Annotated in this window: 21 protein-coding genes; 18 read left to right on the top strand and 3 right to left on the bottom strand. The window is 38.1% G+C overall.

The features are described 5' to 3' along the window. Positions 1–183: 183 nt before the first annotated feature. From KI210_RS09165 to KI210_RS09155, 6 genes are all read left to right on the top strand, one after another. Complete coding sequence (locus tag KI210_RS09165) at positions 184–396, top strand: acyl carrier protein (protein WP_212780763.1); 213 nt, start codon at positions 184–186, stop codon at positions 394–396. A 113-nt stretch (positions 397–509) separates the two neighbouring features. Then, positions 510–1,598: a condensation domain-containing protein gene (locus KI210_RS04810; protein WP_212780762.1), complete on the top strand. Its 1,089-nt coding sequence runs from the start codon at positions 510–512 to the stop codon at positions 1,596–1,598. A 505-nt stretch (positions 1,599–2,103) separates the two neighbouring features. Continuing rightward, positions 2,104–2,511, top strand: coding sequence for a UDP binding domain-containing protein (locus tag KI210_RS09125; RefSeq protein WP_308778600.1), 408 nt, complete (start codon positions 2,104–2,106; stop codon positions 2,509–2,511). A 21-nt stretch (positions 2,512–2,532) separates the two neighbouring features. Continuing rightward, on the top strand, positions 2,533–3,744 hold the full coding sequence (locus KI210_RS04800; RefSeq protein WP_212780761.1) for an MFS transporter: 1,212 nt from the start codon (positions 2,533–2,535) through the stop codon (positions 3,742–3,744). A 333-nt stretch (positions 3,745–4,077) separates the two neighbouring features. Next, on the top strand, positions 4,078–4,209 hold the full coding sequence (locus KI210_RS09160; RefSeq protein ID WP_371870185.1) for an IS3 family transposase: 132 nt from the start codon (positions 4,078–4,080) through the stop codon (positions 4,207–4,209). Between the two features lie 396 nt (positions 4,210–4,605). After that, positions 4,606–4,707: an IS3 family transposase gene (locus KI210_RS09155; protein ID WP_371870184.1), complete on the top strand. Its 102-nt coding sequence runs from the start codon at positions 4,606–4,608 to the stop codon at positions 4,705–4,707. 60 nt (positions 4,708–4,767) lie between these two features. Here the strand turns inward: KI210_RS09155 and KI210_RS04790 are convergent, their stop codons facing one another. Further along, positions 4,768–5,709 carry a sugar-binding transcriptional regulator gene (locus KI210_RS04790; RefSeq protein ID WP_212780760.1) on the bottom strand — a complete coding sequence of 314 codons (942 nt, stop codon included), beginning with the start codon at positions 5,707–5,709 and terminating at the stop codon, positions 4,768–4,770. A gap of 194 nt (positions 5,710–5,903) precedes the next feature. Here KI210_RS04790 and KI210_RS04785 point away from each other — a divergent pair, with 194 nt between their 5' ends. Continuing rightward, positions 5,904–7,259, top strand: coding sequence for a threonine/serine exporter family protein (locus tag KI210_RS04785; RefSeq protein WP_212780759.1), 1,356 nt, complete (start codon positions 5,904–5,906; stop codon positions 7,257–7,259). Positions 7,260–7,505: 246 nt separating this feature from the next. On the opposite strand, the gene ybaK is transcribed toward KI210_RS04785, so the two are convergent. Further along, positions 7,506–8,012, bottom strand: a complete 507-nt coding sequence (ybaK, locus tag KI210_RS04780; RefSeq protein ID WP_212780758.1) for a Cys-tRNA(Pro) deacylase — start codon at positions 8,010–8,012, stop codon at positions 7,506–7,508. Between the two features lie 74 nt (positions 8,013–8,086). Between ybaK and prmA the strand changes: the two genes are divergently transcribed. From prmA to KI210_RS04740, 8 genes are all read left to right on the top strand, one after another. Next, positions 8,087–9,031, top strand: coding sequence for a 50S ribosomal protein L11 methyltransferase (gene prmA, locus KI210_RS04775; RefSeq protein ID WP_212780757.1), 945 nt, complete (start codon positions 8,087–8,089; stop codon positions 9,029–9,031). Between the two features lie 53 nt (positions 9,032–9,084). Beyond that, positions 9,085–11,322, top strand: a complete 2,238-nt coding sequence (locus KI210_RS04770) for a RelA/SpoT family protein (protein WP_212780756.1) — start codon at positions 9,085–9,087, stop codon at positions 11,320–11,322. Beyond that, on the top strand, positions 11,322–11,756 hold the full coding sequence (gene dtd, locus KI210_RS04765) for a D-aminoacyl-tRNA deacylase (protein WP_212780755.1): 435 nt from the start codon (positions 11,322–11,324) through the stop codon (positions 11,754–11,756). The genes KI210_RS04770 and dtd overlap by 1 nt, the downstream gene beginning before the upstream one ends. 264 nt (positions 11,757–12,020) lie before the next feature. Next, positions 12,021–13,301, top strand: coding sequence for a histidine--tRNA ligase (gene hisS / locus KI210_RS04760; protein WP_212780754.1), 1,281 nt, complete (start codon positions 12,021–12,023; stop codon positions 13,299–13,301). A 13-nt stretch (positions 13,302–13,314) separates the two neighbouring features. Then, positions 13,315–15,108 (top strand): aspartate--tRNA ligase, encoded by a 1,794-nt coding sequence (gene aspS / locus KI210_RS04755; protein ID WP_212780753.1) that lies wholly within the window; start codon positions 13,315–13,317, stop codon positions 15,106–15,108. 140 nt (positions 15,109–15,248) lie between these two features. Next, on the top strand, positions 15,249–15,680 hold the full coding sequence (msrB, locus tag KI210_RS04750; RefSeq protein WP_371870183.1) for a peptide-methionine (R)-S-oxide reductase MsrB: 432 nt from the start codon (positions 15,249–15,251) through the stop codon (positions 15,678–15,680). 4 nt (positions 15,681–15,684) lie between these two features. Next, entirely contained in the window at positions 15,685–16,218 is a 534-nt protein-coding gene (gene msrA / locus KI210_RS04745) for a peptide-methionine (S)-S-oxide reductase MsrA (protein WP_212780769.1), read from the top strand. 71 nt (positions 16,219–16,289) lie between these two features. Further along, entirely contained in the window at positions 16,290–17,171 is an 882-nt protein-coding gene (locus KI210_RS04740) for a YitT family protein (protein WP_212780751.1), read from the top strand. A 95-nt stretch (positions 17,172–17,266) separates the two neighbouring features. On the opposite strand, the gene KI210_RS04735 is transcribed toward KI210_RS04740, so the two are convergent. Further along, positions 17,267–18,100 carry a pyruvate, water dikinase regulatory protein gene (locus KI210_RS04735; protein WP_212780750.1) on the bottom strand — a complete coding sequence of 278 codons (834 nt, stop codon included), beginning with the start codon at positions 18,098–18,100 and terminating at the stop codon, positions 17,267–17,269. Between the two features lie 252 nt (positions 18,101–18,352). Between KI210_RS04735 and rpsU the strand changes: the two genes are divergently transcribed. The 3 genes from rpsU (at position 18,353) to KI210_RS04720 (ending at position 20,041) form a co-directional block, all read left to right on the top strand. Beyond that, complete coding sequence (rpsU, locus tag KI210_RS04730) at positions 18,353–18,529, top strand: 30S ribosomal protein S21 (protein ID WP_002880182.1); 177 nt, start codon at positions 18,353–18,355, stop codon at positions 18,527–18,529. A 114-nt stretch (positions 18,530–18,643) separates the two neighbouring features. Continuing rightward, a complete protein-coding gene (locus KI210_RS04725; RefSeq protein WP_212780768.1) occupies positions 18,644–19,066 on the top strand; it encodes a GatB/YqeY domain-containing protein in 423 nt (140 codons plus the stop codon). Between the two features lie 21 nt (positions 19,067–19,087). Beyond that, positions 19,088–20,041: a PhoH family protein gene (locus KI210_RS04720; RefSeq protein ID WP_212780749.1), complete on the top strand. Its 954-nt coding sequence runs from the start codon at positions 19,088–19,090 to the stop codon at positions 20,039–20,041. Position 20,042: the final 1 nt, after the last annotated feature.

The following is a 20,042-nucleotide window of genomic DNA, read 5'->3' as shown; positions in this document are numbered from 1 at the left end:
CATTTGTGACCTCCAATAGATGTTTTTGTGGTCATTAACATTCTATCAAACAGGTCCAAATGGACTTTTTTATTTTTCTAAAGTGTTCAATTTGATTTTACAATCGGCGAAAATAAAAAAGCAAATTTTCAAAAAGAAAACACTAATATTGAAGAGAAGGCTTTATCTTTTTTTCGAGAAAACTTGAGTGAATCTTTAACTTTAGATGATGATCTGTTTGAAAGCGGGGCAGATTCTTTGAATATTGTATCGTGCATTATTAGGTTAGAAGAGTATTTAAAAGTATCAATTGATATAGATGATTTTTACTTATATAGAACACCTAGAAAAATTTTAAATCATCTTCTACAAAATAATATAAATAGTGAATCAATTGATGATATTGAAAAAATGTAACCAAGGTATATTTACCAGTCCTGAATCAAAAAATTCAAACTACTAATGCTAGTTATACTCAACGCTTATATTTTTTCAAAAAGAAGAAAAATATACTAACATTTGATGTTAAATTGCCTAGAGATATACCTATTAATAATATTTATCAAGCATTAAACAATGTAACTATGCTTAATCCAGTATTGCGGAGTTCTCTACAACAAAATGGAAAAGAGTTGCAGTTTAACATTTATAAAACAATAACGTTTGATTCAAGTTTAGTTTTTAATATGGCAAAAGAACATGAGATTTTAAATAAAATGCTCGAGATGGGATTTAAATCACGATACCAAAATGGACCATTAATTAACATGAGTATTTTTCAAAATAAGAAATCACGCAAAGCCATTTTTATAGTAGACCATTGTATATTTGATGCGTCAAGTGTTTCAATTTTTAAAAATGAGTTTATTAAGGCCTTGTTAGGAGGGGTAAATAAAAAACGAGGGATAGGCTATATAAAATACTATCACAAATTAGAAAATAGTAATTCTCTTGAGAAAATTGAGGGACACCCATACATTAAAGAAATTAGACGAGCTAATGTAGAAGAAAAGAATCTTTTAAGTAAAATTCCTAAAGGAATGAGCCATCTTGAAATCACGAACATCACAAGTTATAAGGGAGATAAATTAAGTTATCTTATAAGTTACCTGTCAAGCAAACAATTGGCTAAATTAGGTAAAATTAATTCTGTAACAACAAATTTAATTTTAAACTTGAGAGAATATGATGGATTCTCCTTGAAAGATACAATTGGAGATGTTCATTCTACTATCCAGCTTATTTATCATGGTGAAAATTTACAAGATTATTGTGCTAAAGCTGATTATAATATTAAACATTATTTTATTGATGAATTATTCAGTCCTAGATCGGTAGTTTATAAAAATTATCCTTATCTATCAGCAAGACAAAAAGCAATTAGAAAAGTTATTGGTGAAGATATACCTATTAGTATTTCTTTTATTGGTACGATATCGCCTGAGCAAATGGAGGACTTTGAAGAATCTATTAGAATAATGCAAAAAGAACTAGCTAAAACGGCAGATTTATCGCGAATTTATGCTACGGCAGTTTTATGTGGGAATAAATTACATATTTTTTATGATCATAAGGTATACGAAGATTTTCAAGTTCTTGATTTTAGTGAAATTAGATAATATTAGGAGAAAACACATTGAAAATTACAGTAGTAGGTGCTGGATATGTAGGCTTATCTATGGCAACTCTGCTTGCTAAATATAATGAAGCAGCATTGTTAGACATTTTTCAGATAAAGTAGATATGATAAATAAAAAAGTATTATTTATCCATGATCCAAAACTTAATTAGTATTTAAAGTCAAAAAAGCTAAATCTAACTGCCGCTTTAAATGCGTAAAAAAACATATTTTGATGCAAAATATATTATTATTGCGACGCCTACATCATTTGACATCAAAAATAAGAACTTTAATGTACCTAATGTCAGAAAAACAATAAAAGAAGCTATCTAAATTAATCCCCATGCATGATTATTATAAAGTCGACGGTTCCCATTCATTTTACAAAAAATATTAGAAGAGAACATAAAAGTGAAAATATTTTATTCAGTCCTGAATTTTTACGAGAAGGGTAAGCATTAGAAGATCTTCTGCAGCCTTCTTTTGGTTACGGCGGTTACTGTTTGCCTAAAGATAGCAAGCAACTAGCAACTTCGTTTGGCAAAACACCACATAGTCTTATAAGATCTGTAATTAAATCAATTGAAATCAGAAAACAATTTATCGCTAAGAAAATTAAAGATACAAATTCGGATGTAGTTGGAATTTATCGGCTAACTATGAAGAAAAACTCTGATAATTTTAGAAGTTCAGCGATTATGAAGGTAATTGAATATCTCAAGAAGCAAAAAATTCAGCTAATAATTTATGAGCCATTGATTCGGAAAAATTGTTTTAAAGGTATTAGAGTTTTAAATGACCTTGAATTATTTAAAACAAAATCTGATTTAATCGTTACTAATAGAAATGATAGTCAGTTAAATGACGTAAAACATAAGGTATATACCCGAGATATTTATTTGCGTGATTAAAAATATAATTTGGAGGATATGATGAAAAAACAAGAGCGCAATAACACTAATTTACTTGTTTTGAGTAAAACTATCTCTAAAATTGGAGACATGTTATTTGATTATGTAAATAATACATTTCTAGCAAATGCAAATTTGAAATCTATGCTATTAGTTGGAATTTATCAATCGTCAGAAAATATAATAAGTATAATATTTAATCTATTCGGAGGTGTCATTGCTGATAATTTTAAAAGAAAAAAAATTCTTATTTTGACAGATTTTCTTAGTGGATGTACATGTATCATATTATCACTTATAAATAGTAATAAATGGTTAATATATTCAATCATTCTTGCTAACATGTTTCTTGCGCTTTTATCTGCATTTTCTAGTCCAGCCTATAAAGCTTTTACTAAAGAAATAGTTTTCGAGCAAAATATCTCAGATATTAATTCTTATTTAGAATTAGCAAGTACAATAGTCAAAATAATTATTCCTCTTGTTTCGCTTGTTATTTATCGAATAATTGGAGTGAGAGGTTCATTATTATTAGATGGCATATCATTCTTATTTTCTAGTTTAATTATTTTCTTTATAAAACCTGTAACAGCAGAAATAACTAAAAAGAATTTTTTTAATTTAAAAACCTTCTTATTACAATTAAAAAGCGGTTTTAAATATTTAGTTAGTGAAAAACAAATCTTTATTCTTATTATATTGTCTTCGGTTATAAACTTTATTCTTGCAGCATATAATCTAATACTTCCATATAGTAATGAAATGTTTTCTAAAATACATGGAGGAGTATACGGAACATTTTTGACTGCTGAAGCAATTGGAGGATTATTGGGAGCATTTTTCAGCAGTAAATTAAAAATGCAGCTTTCTGCAAAAAAAATAATGATTTTCTTAGGATTATCTGGTCTTCCATTATGTATGATATCTTTCCTATATCAACTAAATAGTAATTTATTATTACTAAGTTTATCACCGGCCTTATTCAATTTGTTTTTAACAATATATAATATTCAATTCTTTTCGTTAGTTCAAAAAGTTGTAGACACTAAATTTTTAGGAAGAATTTTCAGTATAATTTTTACTGTGGCTGTCTTATTTATGCCAATTGGAACCTGGGTATTTACTTTACTCTTAAAGCCTAAATATGAATATAATTTTTTGCTTGTAGGTATATGTATTATAGTTATTTCTCTATTATTTTTAAGAATATTTAAAAATAATAAAAATGCTTAGCTTGTAATATGGACCTCGAAATTCGAACAAGAATTTCGAGGTTTTTATTATGTCCAAATTATCCAAATAAGATAAAATTGACATTTATAATAATTGGAAGTACTATCATAAATTGTCATATGAGTTAAGACACCAATATGGTGTAACATCAGGTAATTTACGCTATCTCCTCCGATTAATGGGTCGATATGGTATAGAAATTTTAGACTGATATTACGCTACCTTTTCACTGAAATTCAAGAATAGGGCCATTTAGCATGCCCTATCCAGTCCAGAAACTAACGATCAAATTTCATTAGATTTAGCACTTCCTAGCAAGAAGTAGTTACTACTATACATTATAAGAAAGATAAAGATCGTAAAAATATTCAGCTTATTGAGCGAATTAAGGCTATATTTGAAGAACATAAAGATCGGTATGGTTATCGCAGAATTACTAGTCAACTTCATCATGAGGGATTTTGAGTAATTCATAAACGGGTTAAACGTTTGATGCTAAAAATGAGACTATATGGCATTGCAATTAGGCGACGTATATCAAAATATTCAAGTTATCGAGGTAATGTTGGCAAAGTCAAAGCTAATCTGATTAATCGAAATTTTAAAGCAGTTATACATGATAGATATTGGTATTCGGACATTATTATATTTCATTTAAATGGTGAAAAGCTATATTTATCAACAATAATGGATGGCAGTATCAACATCCTAAGTTTCAAGATTGGCTTAAAAGTCATGGGGTTACTCAATCGATGACAAGAAAAGGCAATTCATCAGACGACGGTATGATGTAAGGCTTCTTTGTATTCTTAAGAGAGAAATGTTTTATGGCTTTGAGAAAACATTCGCTAATCTTGACGAATTAGACCAAGCCTTAAAGAATATATTCATTATTACAATCATGATAGAATTAAAACTATACTAAAAACCATACTCCGATTGAATATCGAAATATGGTCTTAAACAAAGCTAACTAATATTATGTCCTAATTTTTGGGTTCATATCATTTTCAGCTGGTTTTCTTATTCTTTAGCAGAGGTCATTACTCTCATAGCGATGCGATCACTAGTTACTAGGTGAGTGATTATCCCAGAACGAAGAGCCCCTAGCAAGGCTTCACTCTTGAAACGATTGCGGACAATGCCAAACCGAATTGGCACTGAACGAATTTGGTCTAAATTCATGCCACAAATATTATCATCAAAACCAGGGAAAAAGTTGCCGTTGATGTCATAGGGGCGACCAAAAATCATTCCGGCAATCTTTTCCTGGGGGATGTTTTTAAACATCGTAGATTCATAGTAATCTTTTAAAAATTCATTGGTATGATATGACTTAAAAGTTCCTAAACTGGTAAAAAGCAAGTCCAACTTGTCATAATAAGAACTTATGCGTTCATAGAATGGTTCTTTTTCTAAAGCTCGCAAAGTTTCGGGATTTAAGACATAAATAGGGGCGGGCAAGGCACGAGATTGTGCGTTGAAGCGATCGGCAGCACTTTGGACCAAGGGGTTCTTTCGTTTGTGGGCATTAATTCCCTGACCAATCATCTGCACAAACGTCAGGTCCGGTCGTTCTTCAGGGGCAAAGTTTTTTATAATGGTCATCATTAAAGAGCCCCAAGTAACGCCAACATTAGTAACATTTTTTAAATAAGTTTGAATTTCTTTGGCCGCAAATTCTGGGATTAAATCCATGTCTTGTTGAACATCATCGCCGGTTTTTAAAACTGCTGCTTCGGTTAGATGAAATTTCTGCAATAGTTGGGTTTCAAGGGCAGTATCACGTTTAGCGTTTTGACGAATATTAATTTCTACAATTCCCTTGGCTTGGGCATCCTCTAAAGCCTTAGCGATCAAATAACGTGATAGGTCGTATTTTTGGGAGATTTCTGCAATATTCAGCTTGCTAAAGTAGTAATCTTGAGCAATGCTGGCCAATTGATCGTCAGTTAATTGTGCCATACTTATGCCTTTCTAACTCATCATCGATAAAATGTAAAAATCTGCTACTTATATTGTAATACAAGTGGCAATGAATTTGATATTTTTCAATAAGTTTGAAATAATTTGAAAGATTGTAAAAAGCAGGTTTTCCTCATGTGATATAATAGGGGAGTTGATCTTTAGTAGAAAAAAAGAGGTAGCGATAATTTGTCATGAAGGAAAATAATCGACTAGATGAGCATCATCACCTATCTTCACACCACCATATGCGAATTCAGTGGAAAGATTTTTTCAAAAGCACTGATGATACCATGGCTAAAGACGCCACTTTAGTAGAAAAGGGCTCTATTGTTGGACGAGTTGGGATCATGTTGCTTAGTTGTGGAACAGGAGCCTGGCGGGTTAGAGAGTCGATGGATACCATTGCTCGGACTTTAGGCATTACTTGTTCAGCCGATATTGGCCTAACTTCCATTGAATATACCTGTTTTGGGATTGAAAACCATTCATATTCCCAAACTTTGTCATTGCCTTCATCTGGCGTTAATATGATCAAACTTAACGAAATGGAAAAATTTGTCCGCCAATTTGAAGCAGGACGAGGGCACTGGACAATTGGTCAAATTCACCGGCGACTAAACGAAATTAATAATATGAAATCGAATTATGCTGCCTACATTAAGGGCTTAGCTTCTGGATTGGCCTGTGCCGGCTTTATTTTTCTCCTGGGCGGAGGAATTCCGGAGGTTATTTGTACCTTCTTTGGTGCTGGAGTAGGAAACTATACTAGGGCAATCTTAGGAAAAAGGAAACTGACTCTAGTTGGGAATACCTCTATTGCGGTAGCCTGCGCCTGTTTGGTATATTATCTGTGCTTTTTGCTGGGACACTTCTTTTTAGGACTATCGCTTGCGCATACCTATGGTTATATCGGAGCCATGCTGTTTGTTATCCCAGGTTTTCCCTTTATTACTTCTGGCTTAGACATGGCAAAACTTGATATGCGGTCAGGGCTGGAGCGACTTACTTATGCGGTTTTGGTAATTATCGTGGCTACGATGTCAGGCTGGGCAGTAGCAATGCTTTTAGCGCTTCATCCCGGAGACCTTGTTACCCCTAAACTGGATCCGTTTACGTTGACGATTTTGCGCCTGATCGCTAGCTTTTGTGGGGTATTCGGCTTCTCAATCATGTTCAATTCCAGTCTTAAAATGGCTGCAAGCGCTGGAGTTTTAGGATCAATTGCGAATACTTTACGTCTATCCTTAGTCGGCTTTCTCGCCGTTCCGGGCGGGGCTGCAGCATTTTTGGGAGCCTTAGTGTCAGGCTTGTTAGCCAGCATTGTGCGCCACCGGTTAGGCTATCCAAGAATTGCCTTAACCGTGCCCTCTATCGTTATTATGGTACCGGGAATGTATTTATATCGCGGAGTCTTTAATTTAGGCATGTCTGAAGTTGGCAATGGCGCTAGCTGGGTGGTAGAAGCTTTAATTATCGTCATCGCTCTGCCATTAGGCTTAATTGTAGCTAGAATCTTAACTGATCCGAAGTTTAGACACGCAGAATAAATTTATAGCCAGACAACATTAGGGCAAATAAAAAGCGAGTTTTTTCAACTCGCTTTTTATTTCATATTCGATTTTCTTTGTGGCTTAACGGTCAAAGCAGTTGAGCTGACCAAGATCATTGCCAGAAGTGCAACAATTCCGCCAATTAGGGCAGACCCAATATTCATTGTAATCATCTTCTTTTCCGGTAATCAAACTATTTGAATAATTTGATTATACCATCAAAAGGAGCTAATGAAAACGGTATCATTCTAAAATATCAACAAACTTCCCATGACAAACCCGAGCCAAATCTTGTGGGTTCAGGAACACGCTGCGTCCAACTTTTCCGCTAGAGACGCCAATTTCAGCTTGATCTTTCATGCTCTCATCAAGATAGATGGGGAACTTATGACTATGCCAGATGCCAATAGGAGTGTTAGCACCATGGACATAGCCGGTAGTTTTTTCAAGCTCTTTTAATGGAAGCATTTCGCATTTTTTGTTGCCAGATGCTTTAGCTAGTTTTTTCATTGAAAGGTGCTCGGTTACTGGCACTACTCCAACCAAGGGACCAGTCACATTTCCTTGACATACCAGTGTCTTGTAGACCAAACGCTCTTTCTCGTCTAAAATGGAAGTGTCCATTTGTGCAACGCCATGTTCCTCATGAGTTGCAAATTCTGCCTGATGATAGGCGATTTTTTGTTGGTCGAGAATTTTTTCAACCAATGTTTTATCTAATTTATTTTGCTTTTTCTTCTTTTTTGACATGATATCACCGCTTAAATAATAGCATTCTGGGGTTATTTTGCCAAAAAAATAATAGTTAAGAGGGTTTTTGATTAATGAAATTACTTACGATTCAAATAGAAGTCAGTCATGAAGTTGAGGATGCGCTAACGATTTTTGCTCAAGATAGCTTGCATGCCTTAGGGAGCGAGGCCATTAGACGTCAGGATTTTGAAGAAGCAGGCTGGCGGCATGATTCAACGGTGGTCGATTGGGATGAACTGCATGATTTACCAGTTGATGTCCGTCTAATTTTCTACTTTGACCAGGAACGTGACCAAGATGAGCTGGTTGCAGCCTTTCGGGCTAAATTAGCTGAACTTAAGGGCTATGGATTAGCGGTCGGAGATGGCAGCATCAAGACCGGTTATATTCAAGATGAAGATTGGAACACGGTTTGGAAAAAATATTACCAGCCAATTTCTTTCTCGCGGCATTTAGCAATTGTTCCTGAATGGGAAGATTACCAGCCAGCTTTTCCTGATCAAAAGTTAATAAAGATGGATCCGGGCCTAGCTTTTGGGACGGGTAATCATGAGACGACTCAGTTAGCCATGTTAGCGTTAGAAAGGGTTTTGACCAAACCTGTTAAGGTTGCTGATGTGGGAACGGGTTCCGGAATTTTAGCCATTGCTGCCTCCAAGCTGGGTGCAAAAGAAGTTTTAGGCACCGATATTTCGGATGATTCAATGGATGCTGCTAAAGAAAATTTTGCTTTGAATAACATAACCAACTATCAACTGCAAAAAACTAGTCTTCTGGCAGGCGTAGCTGGAAAATATGACATTATCGTCGCCAATATCTTAGCTGAAATTTTGCTTGATTTAATTCCGCAATTACAAGCCCATTTAGCTGACCAGGGAAAAGTCATTTTTTCAGGAATTGATTATTTACAATTGCCTAAAATTAAGCACGCACTTGATGAAAATGGCTTCCAAATTATCCTCCAAATGCAAGAAAAGCGTTGGATTGGGTTATTAATTTCCCGTAAAGACCAGTAAAAGTGTTAAAATGAAATAAAAATTAGCTGAGTTCAGCTGAAGGGAAGACCAAGATGTCAAAATACGTAGAAATGACTCATGAAGAAGTTATTGCTGCATGTAAAAAATATATGAGCGATGACCAAGTTGCTTTTGTTGAAAAGGCCTATCAGTATGCTGCTAAAGCTCACGCAGATCAAAAGCGGGCCTCAGGACAACCTTATATTGTGCATCCCACCCAGGTAGCTGGTACTCTGGCTACTTTAGGGCTTGACCCAGATACGGTTGCAGCTGGATTTTTGCATGATACGGTAGAAGATACGCCAGTTACCAATGACGACATCAAAAATGAATTTGGCGAAGATGTTGCCTTTATTGTTGATGGCGTAACCAAACTAAATAAATATCAATATAAGTCACACCAGGAATTTTTGGCGGAAAACCACCGCAAGATGTTGATTGCGATGGCCAAGGATATTCGGGTGATCATGGTTAAATTGGCAGACCGTCTGCACAATATGCATACCTTGCAGCATTTGCGGCCAGATAAGCAACGCCGAATTTCCTCTGAAACCATGGATATCTACGCACCATTAGCCGATCGGCTGGGAATTGGGACCATTAAATGGGAACTAGAAGACATGAGTTTTCACTATCTCAATCCTGAAGCCTATTATCGGATTGTAAATTTAATGGATATCAAGCGCAGCGAGCGTGAAAAATATATTGACGAAGCCATTACATATTTAAAGCAAACTCTAGATACTTTAGGTATTAAATATGATATCTATGGCCGACCAAAGCATATTTATTCTATTTACAAGAAGATGGTTAACAAGCATAAGGATTTTGACGAAATTTATGACTTGTTGGCAGTTCGAGTTATTGTTAAGTCAGTGCGGGATTGTTATGCGGTATTAGGAGCCGTTCATACCAAATGGAAGCCCATGCCTGGCCGGTTTAAAGATTACATTGCCGTTCCTAAAGCCAACGGCTACCAGTCCTTGCATACTACGATCATTGGCCCTGGGGGCCGGCCTTTGGAAATTCAAATCAGGACCGAACAAATGCACCAAGTAGCCGAATATGGTGTTGCTGCCCACTGGGCTTATAAGCGGGGCAATTTCACTGGCGTTGAAGAGACCAGCAGCGGCGAAAAGCTCGACATGGTCCGCGAAATTCTAGAGCTTAAAGACGAAACCAAAAACGCCGACGAATTTATGAAGAGCGTCAAGAGTGAAATCTTTTCTGATCGCGTATATGTTTTTACTCCAAAAGGCGAAGTTTATGAATTGCCCAAAGGAGCAGTGACTTTGGATTTTGCTTATGCAATTCATACTGATGTTGGTAGTCATGCCGTTGGTGCCAAGGTCAATAATAAATTGGTGCCACTGGATTATAAATTGAAAAATGGCGATGTTGTCGGTATCATGACGCAGTCAAATGCGCAGCCTAGTCGCGACTGGATCGATATGGTTAAAACGGCTCGGGCGCGCAACAAGATTAAGCGTTATTTCAAGGGCTTGGATCGTGACGATGCCATTGAACGGGGACAACAAGAAATCGCCCAATTATTGCGTGAGCAAGATTTAAATGCCAATGATTTTCTCGATAAGGATCATATTGAAAAATTAATTGAACATTTCAATTTCCATAATAAAGATGAGTTGTTTGCGGCGGTTGGTTTTGGTGATGTTTCGGCTTTAGGGGTCGTAAATCGCTTAACGGCTGACTTAAGAAAGCAAGAAGCTGAACGACGCAAGCAGGAATACGAAGAAAAGATTCTTAATCAAGGGCAGACTTCCACTAAGGAAGCAGAAAAGCCGAAAAACGATCGGGGTAAAAAGAATCATAAGGCCGGGGGCGTCTCGATTCAAGGCGTGTCGGATCTTATGCAGCACCTAGCAAAATGCTGCAACCCGGTTCCAGGCGATCCGATTGTCGGCTATGTTACTAAAGGACGCGGCGTTACGATTCACCGCCAAGATTGCCGCAACATTACTGAGGAAGCCGAAGAAAAAGGGCGTCTGATTGAAGTCGCTTGGGAAAATTTGGGCAGCGAAACTTCGCAGACCTTTAATGCAAATCTGGAGGTTTTTGGCTACAATCGTTCCAACCTTCTCAGTGATGTCATTAATAAGCTGAATTCCCTGACGACCAACATTACCAATATTTCTGGTAAAGTGAATGATGACAATATTGCCCACATTTATGTAACTTTGTCAGTTAAAGATGTGGCTCAGTTAGATGATATTTTAGCTAAACTGCGATCCTTGCCCGATGTTTATGAAACTAAGAGGTCAGAAAATTAATGCGAGTTGTTATTCAAAGAGTTAATCACGCCCAGGTAGCAATTGACTCCCAGGTGAAAAGTAAAATTGGTCGCGGTCTATTGTTGCTGGTAGGATTAGCGGAAGGAGATTCTGAAGCAGTCGTTAAAGCCTTTGCGCAAAAAATTAGTAAAATGCGCATTTTTGAGGATGAGGACGGTAAGACCAATTTAGCCATTAAAGATGTTGGTGGAGCAATTCTTAGCGTCAGTCAATTTACGCTGCTTGCAAATACCAAGAAGGGCAATCGGCCAAGTTTCGTAGGGGCAATGCGGCCTCCCAAATCTAAAGAGCTCTGGGAAAAGTTCAATGAAGAATTGCGCTCAACCGGACTTCAGGTCGAAACCGGCGTCTTCGGAGCAGATATGCAGGTCGATTTAGAAAACGATGGCCCCTTCACAATAGTTCTGGATTAAAAGCGATTTCATGGCTTGACTTTGAGATGAGAAAAAATTATTCTAGATAAGAATTATCAATGACGAAGAATTGAAGATAGTTGAAAGGTAACAGAGACCGTTTATTTTGGTGAGAAAACGGCGATTTTGGCTATCTGTGACACCTTTAGCAGATAATGGTTCGTGTGGCGAGCGTTAATCGTAGCATGCAAAAGGTGGTACCGCGCATTAGCGCCCTTGACAATAAGTCAGGGGCGCTTTTTATTTTGTAAAAGGTGGATTTTAATGAGAGTACAAAAGCCAAAAGGCACAGTAGATATTCTCCCAGGAGAATCGCAAAATTGGGAAAAAGTTGAAAACATTACGCGTAGTTTTTTAACACGCGCAGGCTATCGCGAAATTCGGACGCCATTATTTGAAAACTATGAGGTTTTCTCACGGTCGAGTGGTGAATCAAGCGACATTGTTGAGAAGGAAATGTATGATTTCCAAGATAAGGGTGGTCGGCATATTGCGCTGCGGCCTGAAGGAACGGCTGGCGTTGTCCGGGCTTATGTCGAAAACAAAATTTATGGGCCTGACCATGTAAAGCCTTTTAATGTTTACTATATTGCAGCAACCTTTAGATATGAACGCCCGCAAGCCGGCCGGCAACGGGAATTCCACCAGATTGGAATTGAAAGTTTCGGCTCTGATAATGCTTTATCAGATGTGCAAACGATCATGCTTGGAAATGATCTTTTGCATGAGTTAGGGGTAAAGAATTTTGAGTTGCATATTAATTCTTTAGGCAATGAAGAAGTTCGCAAGGCTTATCATGATGCATTGATCAACTACTTTACTCCCTTAAAAGATAAATTATCTGAGGATAGTCAACGGCGGCTGGGGACAAATCCATTAAGAATCTTAGATTCCAAGGATGAGCGAGATAAAGAATTCTTGCCAGATGCGCCAAAGATTATTGATTATTTGGATGAGGACTCAAAAGCTAAGTTCGACCACATTACCCAGATGCTGAAAGATTTAGGGATTGACTATGTGATTGATGACGATCTGGTGCGGGGACTTGACTACTACACTGGTGTGATTTTTGAATTTATGGTTGCTGACTCCGACCTTTGGGCATCCCCAACCACGGTATTAGGTGGCGGTCGCTACAACCACTTGGTTGAGGAATTTGATGGTCCGGAAACGCCAGCAGTTGGTTTTGGGATTGGCGAAGAACGCCTGATGCTGGTTTTGCAAAAACAAAATCCTGACCTTTTTGCTGACCATGGAATTGATTTCTTCTTAGCCAATATCGGGGAAGGAACAGAACTAAAGACCATTGAAACCGCTCGGGCTTTAAGAAAGCAAGGCTATCAAGTCGACTTTGATGTTGATCAAAAGAAACTTAAGAACCAATTTAAAAAGGCAGACCGTCTAAAGGCTAGCTATGTCATAACTATCGGGGCTAGAGATCTAGCAGAAGGCGTAGTTCAATTAAAACGCCTTTCTGATGGGAAACAAATCCCGGTGGCTTTGGAAAAGCTTGGGCACATGGCTGATATTATTGCTGAATTGTAAGAGGGAAAAGATAATGATGAAAATGGATAAACGAACGGACTATTGTGGTAACATTACGGCTAAGTATTTAGACCAAGATGTTACATTATTCGGTTGGGTTCAACGAGTTAGAAATTTAGGTAACCTAATCTTTATTGACTTGCGTGACCGTGAAGGGATTGTGCAGGTTGTTGTTAATAAAGATTCTGGTGAAGAATTAATGGCTAAGGCTGATTCATTGGGAGCTGAATTTGTCTTAGAGGTAAAGGGTAAAGTTGTAAAACGTTCAAGCGTTAACCCGAACATGAAGACCGGTGAAATTGAAGTCGATGCCAATGAAATTATTATTTTAAACAAGGCTAAGACATTACCGTTTGAAATTAAAGATGATTTAAACGCAACCGAACAAACTCGTTGGAAGTATCGTTACCTTGATTTGCGTCGCCCAACTCTGCAAAAAGCCTTGATCATGCGGTCAAAGATTTTAACGGCAGTCCATGCCTACTTTGACCAAGCTGGTTTTATTAATATTGAAACTCCGCAATTAGGGAAATCTACTCCTGAAGGTGCCCGTGATTATCTAGTTCCATCAAGAGTTTATCCAGGTAGTTTTTATGCTTTGCCACAATCACCACAATTGTTCAAGCAGCTGTTAATGGGTGCCGGCTTTGACAAGTATTACCAAGTTGCGCGTTGTTTCCGGGATGAGGACTTGCGTGGCGACCGGCAACCAGAATTTACTCAGATTGATATGGAAACTTCATTCCTTGATGAACAAGGCGTGCAAGATTATACTGAGGGGCTGCTAAAGAAGGTAATGCACGATGTAAAAGGCATCGATATTAAATTGCCGCTTCCACGGATCACTTGGGATGATGCGATGAACTACTATGGCAGCGACAAACCCGACATGCGCTTCGATATGAAGATCCAAAACTTGAATGAAGTCTTCAAAGATAGTGACTTCAAAGTCTTCAAAGGTGCCATTGAAAATGGCGGTTTCGTCAAAGCGATTGCCGTTCCTGGCGGAGCTGACGCATATTCACGTAAAAAGATTGAAGAAAAGCAAGAATATATTAAGAGATTCCATGCTAAGGGTTTAGCTTGGGCTAAATTTGAAGATGGCAAGTTCTCAGGCCCAGTTTCACGCTTTATCACTGATAACGAAGCTGCGCAATTACAAGACATCTTTGGTCTTAACGGTGGGGAATTGCTCTTATTCGTAGCTGACAAGTGGAAGGTTTGCTGCGATAGCTTAGGCTACCTGCGTCGTTCGATTGCCCTGGAACAAAATATGGTTGATAAAAATGATTACCATTTCGTATGGGTAGTAGATTGGCCATTATTTGAATACGATGAAGGCGATGAACGTTGGATCGCAGCTCACCACCCATTTACCATGCCAGACGACAAAGGTATTGAATTGCTGGAAACTGAGCCTCATAAAGCTCATGCCCGGAGCTACGACATTGTCTTAAATGGTTATGAATTAGGTGGGGGTTCAATCCGGATCCATAAGAAAGATATTCAAATGAAGATGTTCAAGGCTCTTGGTTTTACTGAAGAGCGAGCATATAAACAATTTGGCTTCCTATTGGATGCCTTAGACATGGGCTTCCCACCACATGCTGGCTTGGCTATTGGACTTGATCGGTTTGCTATGCTGTTAGCTGGCAAGGACAATATTCGGGATGTTACTGCCTTCCCTAAGAATTCTAATGCCAGCGAACCAATGATGAAATCGCCTGCGCCAGTTGCTCCAGAACAACTAGAAGAATTGGGGATTAAGGTTGATGAAGCCAAGATCAAAACCAAGGGTGAGAATTAACTAAGCAGTACTGTTTTCTGATATCAAAAAAAACGGCTTCTTATTCTATCAAGGATAAGAAGCTGTTTTAATTTTTCTGAGCAATATCTTTTTAGACTTAAACCTCTTGCGTTATGATAACTAGCAAGGAGGGGATGCCGATGGACCAACAAGAGAAAAAAGCAGCCTTAGCTAATTTGAGTAAGGAAGAATATGAAGTAACGCAGCACGCCGCTACGGAGCATCCATTCACAGGCAAGTACGATGATTTCTTTGAAGAAGGGATTTATGTCGATGTTGTCTCTGGCGAGCCGCTATTTTCCAGTACCGATAAATATGATTCTGGATGTGGCTGGCCGGCTTTTACCAAACCAATCACTAAACTGAAAGAAAAAAGAGATACTAGTTTTGGCATGGAGCGGGTTGAGGTCCGGTCCAGCGAAGCTGATTCGCATTTAGGTCACGTTTTTACAGATGGTCCTAGTGAAAAGGGCGGATTACGCTATTGTATCAATTCAGCTAGTTTACGGTTTGTTCCTAAGGCTGACTTAGAAAAGAATGGCTATGGTCAATACTTAGCATTGTTTAACTAGGAGGATCAAAGTGAAAAAAGATACTGCTATTTTTGCTGGTGGATGTTTTTGGTGTATGGTTAAGCCTTTTGATACCTTGCCGGGAGTTGAAAAAGTGATTTCGGGTTATACTGGCGGGCACGTACCCAACCCGACCTACGAACAAGTTTGTTCGCATACAACCGGTCATACTGAGGCGGTTGAGATTACTTTTGATCCCGACCAAATTTCGTATGAGGATTTGCTCAATTATTATTGGCAGGTAACGGATCCGACCGACGCCATGGGGCAATTCCAAGATCGGGGTGATAGTTATCGACCAGTAATTTTTTACAATTCACCTGCGCAAAAGGCTGCGGCTGAAAAATCAAAACAGCAATTAGCGGCTAGTCATAAATTTGATGATCCAATTGTGACCGCAATTGAACCAGCTAAACCGTTTTATCCAGCTGAAGATTATCACCAAGATTTTTACCGCAAAAACCCGCTCCGCTATATGATGGAAGAGGCTGGCGGAAGGGCTAAGTTTGTTGAGCAGCACTGGGGCAAAAAAATCTAGATTTAGTCTTGGTTGATGCTAGAGTTTTTGTTAAACTAGTTGAGACTAAAGACGAAACTGGGAAGTTATTAATGGACAATATTTTTGAGCAGTTTAATCGACGATATAATTTTGTAGCTAAATTGTCTGCTGCCTTTTTCTATTCAATTGCAGTAGCGGTAGCCCTGAATTTCTTTTGGGAACCAGGGCATATGTACTCTTCAGGAGTTACTGGTTTTGCGCAGATTTTACACTCGGTAAGTGCAAAATATCTACCGGTAACATGGTCAACTTCTGTTCTATATTTTTTGCTAAACGCGCCGCTTTTTGTCTTGGCTTGGTTTAAGATTGGCAAAAAGTTTACCTTTTTCACTGTAGTTGCAGTAGTCTTGGGATCAGTAATGATGCGGGTAATTCATCCTTTAACCGTCAATATGGATCCCTTGCTGTGTGCCATTTTTGGTGGCGTGATTAACGGCATTGGTACTGGTTTTGCACTTAAAAACGGCATTTCGACTGGCGGTCTAGATATTATTGGGATTGTTATTCGGATGAAAACTGGTACCAGCTATGGCAAGACCAATATTATTATTAATTTGATTATTGTGGCCTGTGCGGGCTTTATTTTTGGCTGGACCAGAGCTTTATACACGGCTTTAAACATTTTCATCAATGGACAAGTAATTGATGGGGTATATACTAAGCACCAAAAAATGCAAATGATGATCATAACCGAACATCCTAACGACATTATTGATGGTGTCCAAAAACGAATGCACCGTGGAATTACTATTATCCATGATGCAGAAGGTGCATATGGTCACGCCGAAAAGACCATTCTGATTACAATCATTGACCGGGCTGACATGTATGATATTGTCAAAATCATTAAAGAATGCGACGAATATTCTTTCGTTAGCGTCAGTGAGGGCGAGAAAGTCTTTGGACGATTCAAAGAGCAAGAAATAGTGTAATATAAAATATTATGTAAAGTATCATGGATAATAAAAACGACTCAGGTGAAATTACCGTTACTAATGGGATTCCTGAGTCGTTTTGTTTGCTAGAATTACTCGTCTTCGATTCCTAAGTGTTTCATAATCAAAGCAGCAGTTTCCTCGATTGAGCGATGTGCGACATTAATCACATAACAACCAAGTTCTTGGTATAATTTCTTAGCAGAATCTAATTCCTTATTGATTGAATCCATATTTGAGTAGGTGGTGTCAGGGTTCAAACCATAGGCAATCATCCGTTGACGCCGAATTTCATTTAATACTGAAGCATCATTCAAAAGACCGATGATCTTCTTAGGGTCAATTTGATAGATTTCCTTTGGAATATGAGTATTTGGCACAAGCGGTAGGTTGGCCACCTTAAGATTCTTATTAGCCAGGTAGAGTGATAATGGCGTTTTAGAAGTACGAGAAACGCCTAAGAGAACAACATCAGCTTCGATAAAGCCTTTTGGATCCTTACCATCATCATACATAACGGCAAACTCCATGGCTGAAATTCGATCAAAGTACTTTTGATTTAATTGATGCTGAGCCCCGACTTTTTGTTCAGGACGCAGTTTAGTCACTTGGCTGATTGCTTCAACAACTGGGGAAAGAATGTCGATGCAGCTAGCGTTATGTTCGCGGCCAAACCTGATTACCGGTAATTGCAGTTCGTCTTTAACAAGACTATACATGATTACTAAATTAGGAAACTTTTCGATTTCAGAAAAAGTTGCTTCCAATTTATCCTTGTCGGTAATGAATGGGTAGCGCCGATAATTGATTTGCGCTTTAGGAAATTGCGCTGCTGCTGCAACTGCATTGCGATAGGCCGTTTCTCCGGCTGAATCAGAGATTATAATAATGTTTACTTCTTTTTTGTCAGGATTAGTATCTGGCATTGTTAGCACACCTCTTTCTATAATTATTATACATATTTTTAGCGCAAAAATGTTACCGCTTTAAAACTTTATGACCTGGGAGCAGATAAGTGATTTGATGATTTAACTGGATCTGCAGAACAGGCATTAAATTTGAAAATTATAGCGATATTTTTCCAAAAAGTATTAAATCAGTATTGACCATGAGCTGTCGTTTGCTATAATTTAAGTAAATGCATGGCGTACGCCAAGAAATGGAAGGAGGGATCACACATGGCTAAGACTATCGTTCACGAAAACGAGTCTATTGATGATGCTCTTCGTCGTTTCAAGCGTTCCGTTTCAAGAAGTGGTACCTTACAAGAATACCGTAAGCGCGAATTCTACGAAAAACCAAGTGTTCGTAGAAAGCTTAAGTCTGAAGCAGCTCGTAAGCGCAGACATTATTAATCATCAATAGAAAACACTCGTCAGAGATTGGCGAGTGTTTTTTATTACGCTATTTGCTATAATTAAGGGCGTAATAAGTTGAAAGAAGGATTTAAATTGTTAAGTGATAAACTCATGGATGACATGAAGCATGCCATGAAAGAACACGACAAAGTAAAGTTAAACACAGTGCGGCTGATTAAGTCGGCTTTAATGAATGAAAAAATTAAATTAGGGCATGAACTTACGCCAGATGATGAATTGACTGTTCTTAATCGTGAAAAAAAGCAACGAGAAGAATCAATTGCGGAATTTCAAAAAGGACATCGTGATGACTTGGTTGAGCAAACCAAGGCGGAATTAGCTGTCGTTGAAGCTTATATGCCTAAACAACTTTCAAAAGCTGAATTGGACCAAATTGTCCAAGCAGCAATTGCTGAATCTGGTGCCAAAACCAAAGCTGAATTCGGTAAAGTTATGAAGGTTTTGATGCCTAAAATTAAAGGCCGAGCAGATGGCAAAGCCGCTTCTGCATTAGTAAAAGAACACCTAGAATAGCAAAGAAGGAGTGGGGGTTATTTGGAACAACTTACTTATCTTCCTCAAACCCCAGAATTGTTGCAGCAGCTAGTGGGAGTTAATGATAAGAATTTAGACCTATTAGCTGACGGCTATGATTTAAACATTATTGATACAGGCAGCGCAATCGAACTGTCAGGTTCGGACCAAGCGCACCTTGAAAGAGCGGCAAATATTTTACGGGTGCTAGAAAATGTTGTGCGCAGCGGTGTTAACATCACTGCCCCAGATATTGTGAGCGCCATGAAAATGGCTGACAAGGGGACGCTTGAATATTTTTCTGACTTATATAAGCAAATTATTATTCGGGATGCTAAAGGTAGACCGATTAGAGTTAAGAATATGGGCCAGAAGCGTTACATTGAGGCCATTAAGAAGTATGATGTCGTTTTCGGCATTGGTCCTGCCGGTACTGGAAAAACTTTTTTAGCAGTTGCTTGCGCAGTAGCTGCTTTTAAGCGCGGTGAAGTTAATAAAATTATCTTAACGCGTCCAGCTGTCGAAGCAGGCGAGTCGCTAGGCTTTTTGCCGGGAGATTTGAAAGAAAAAGTCGATCCATATCTAAGACCAATCTATGATTCGCTTTACACGATTTTAGGCAATAATACTACCGATCGCCTAATGGAAAGAGGCGTTATTGAAGTTGCGCCTTTGGCTTATATGCGTGGGCGGACTTTAGATGAAGCTTTCGTGATTTTAGATGAGGCCCAAAACTCCACTGATGCACAAATGAAGATGTTTTTAACGCGTTTGGGCTTTAATTCGAAGATGGTGGTCAATGGCGATATGACCCAAGTCGATTTGCCAGGAAAACAAAGAAGCGGTTTGGTTGATGCGCAACAGATTTTAAAAGGCATAGATCAGATTGAATTCATTAACTTTACCAGTAGCGATGTGGTCCGTCACCCAGTTGTCGCTAAAATTATTAATGCTTACGAGAAGCGAGGAAAATAGC

Source organism: Lactobacillus corticis (genome assembly GCF_018327645.1).
Taxonomy (GTDB): domain Bacteria; phylum Bacillota; class Bacilli; order Lactobacillales; family Lactobacillaceae; genus Lactobacillus; species Lactobacillus corticis.
This window is presented reverse-complemented; position numbering and strand designations above follow the sequence as displayed.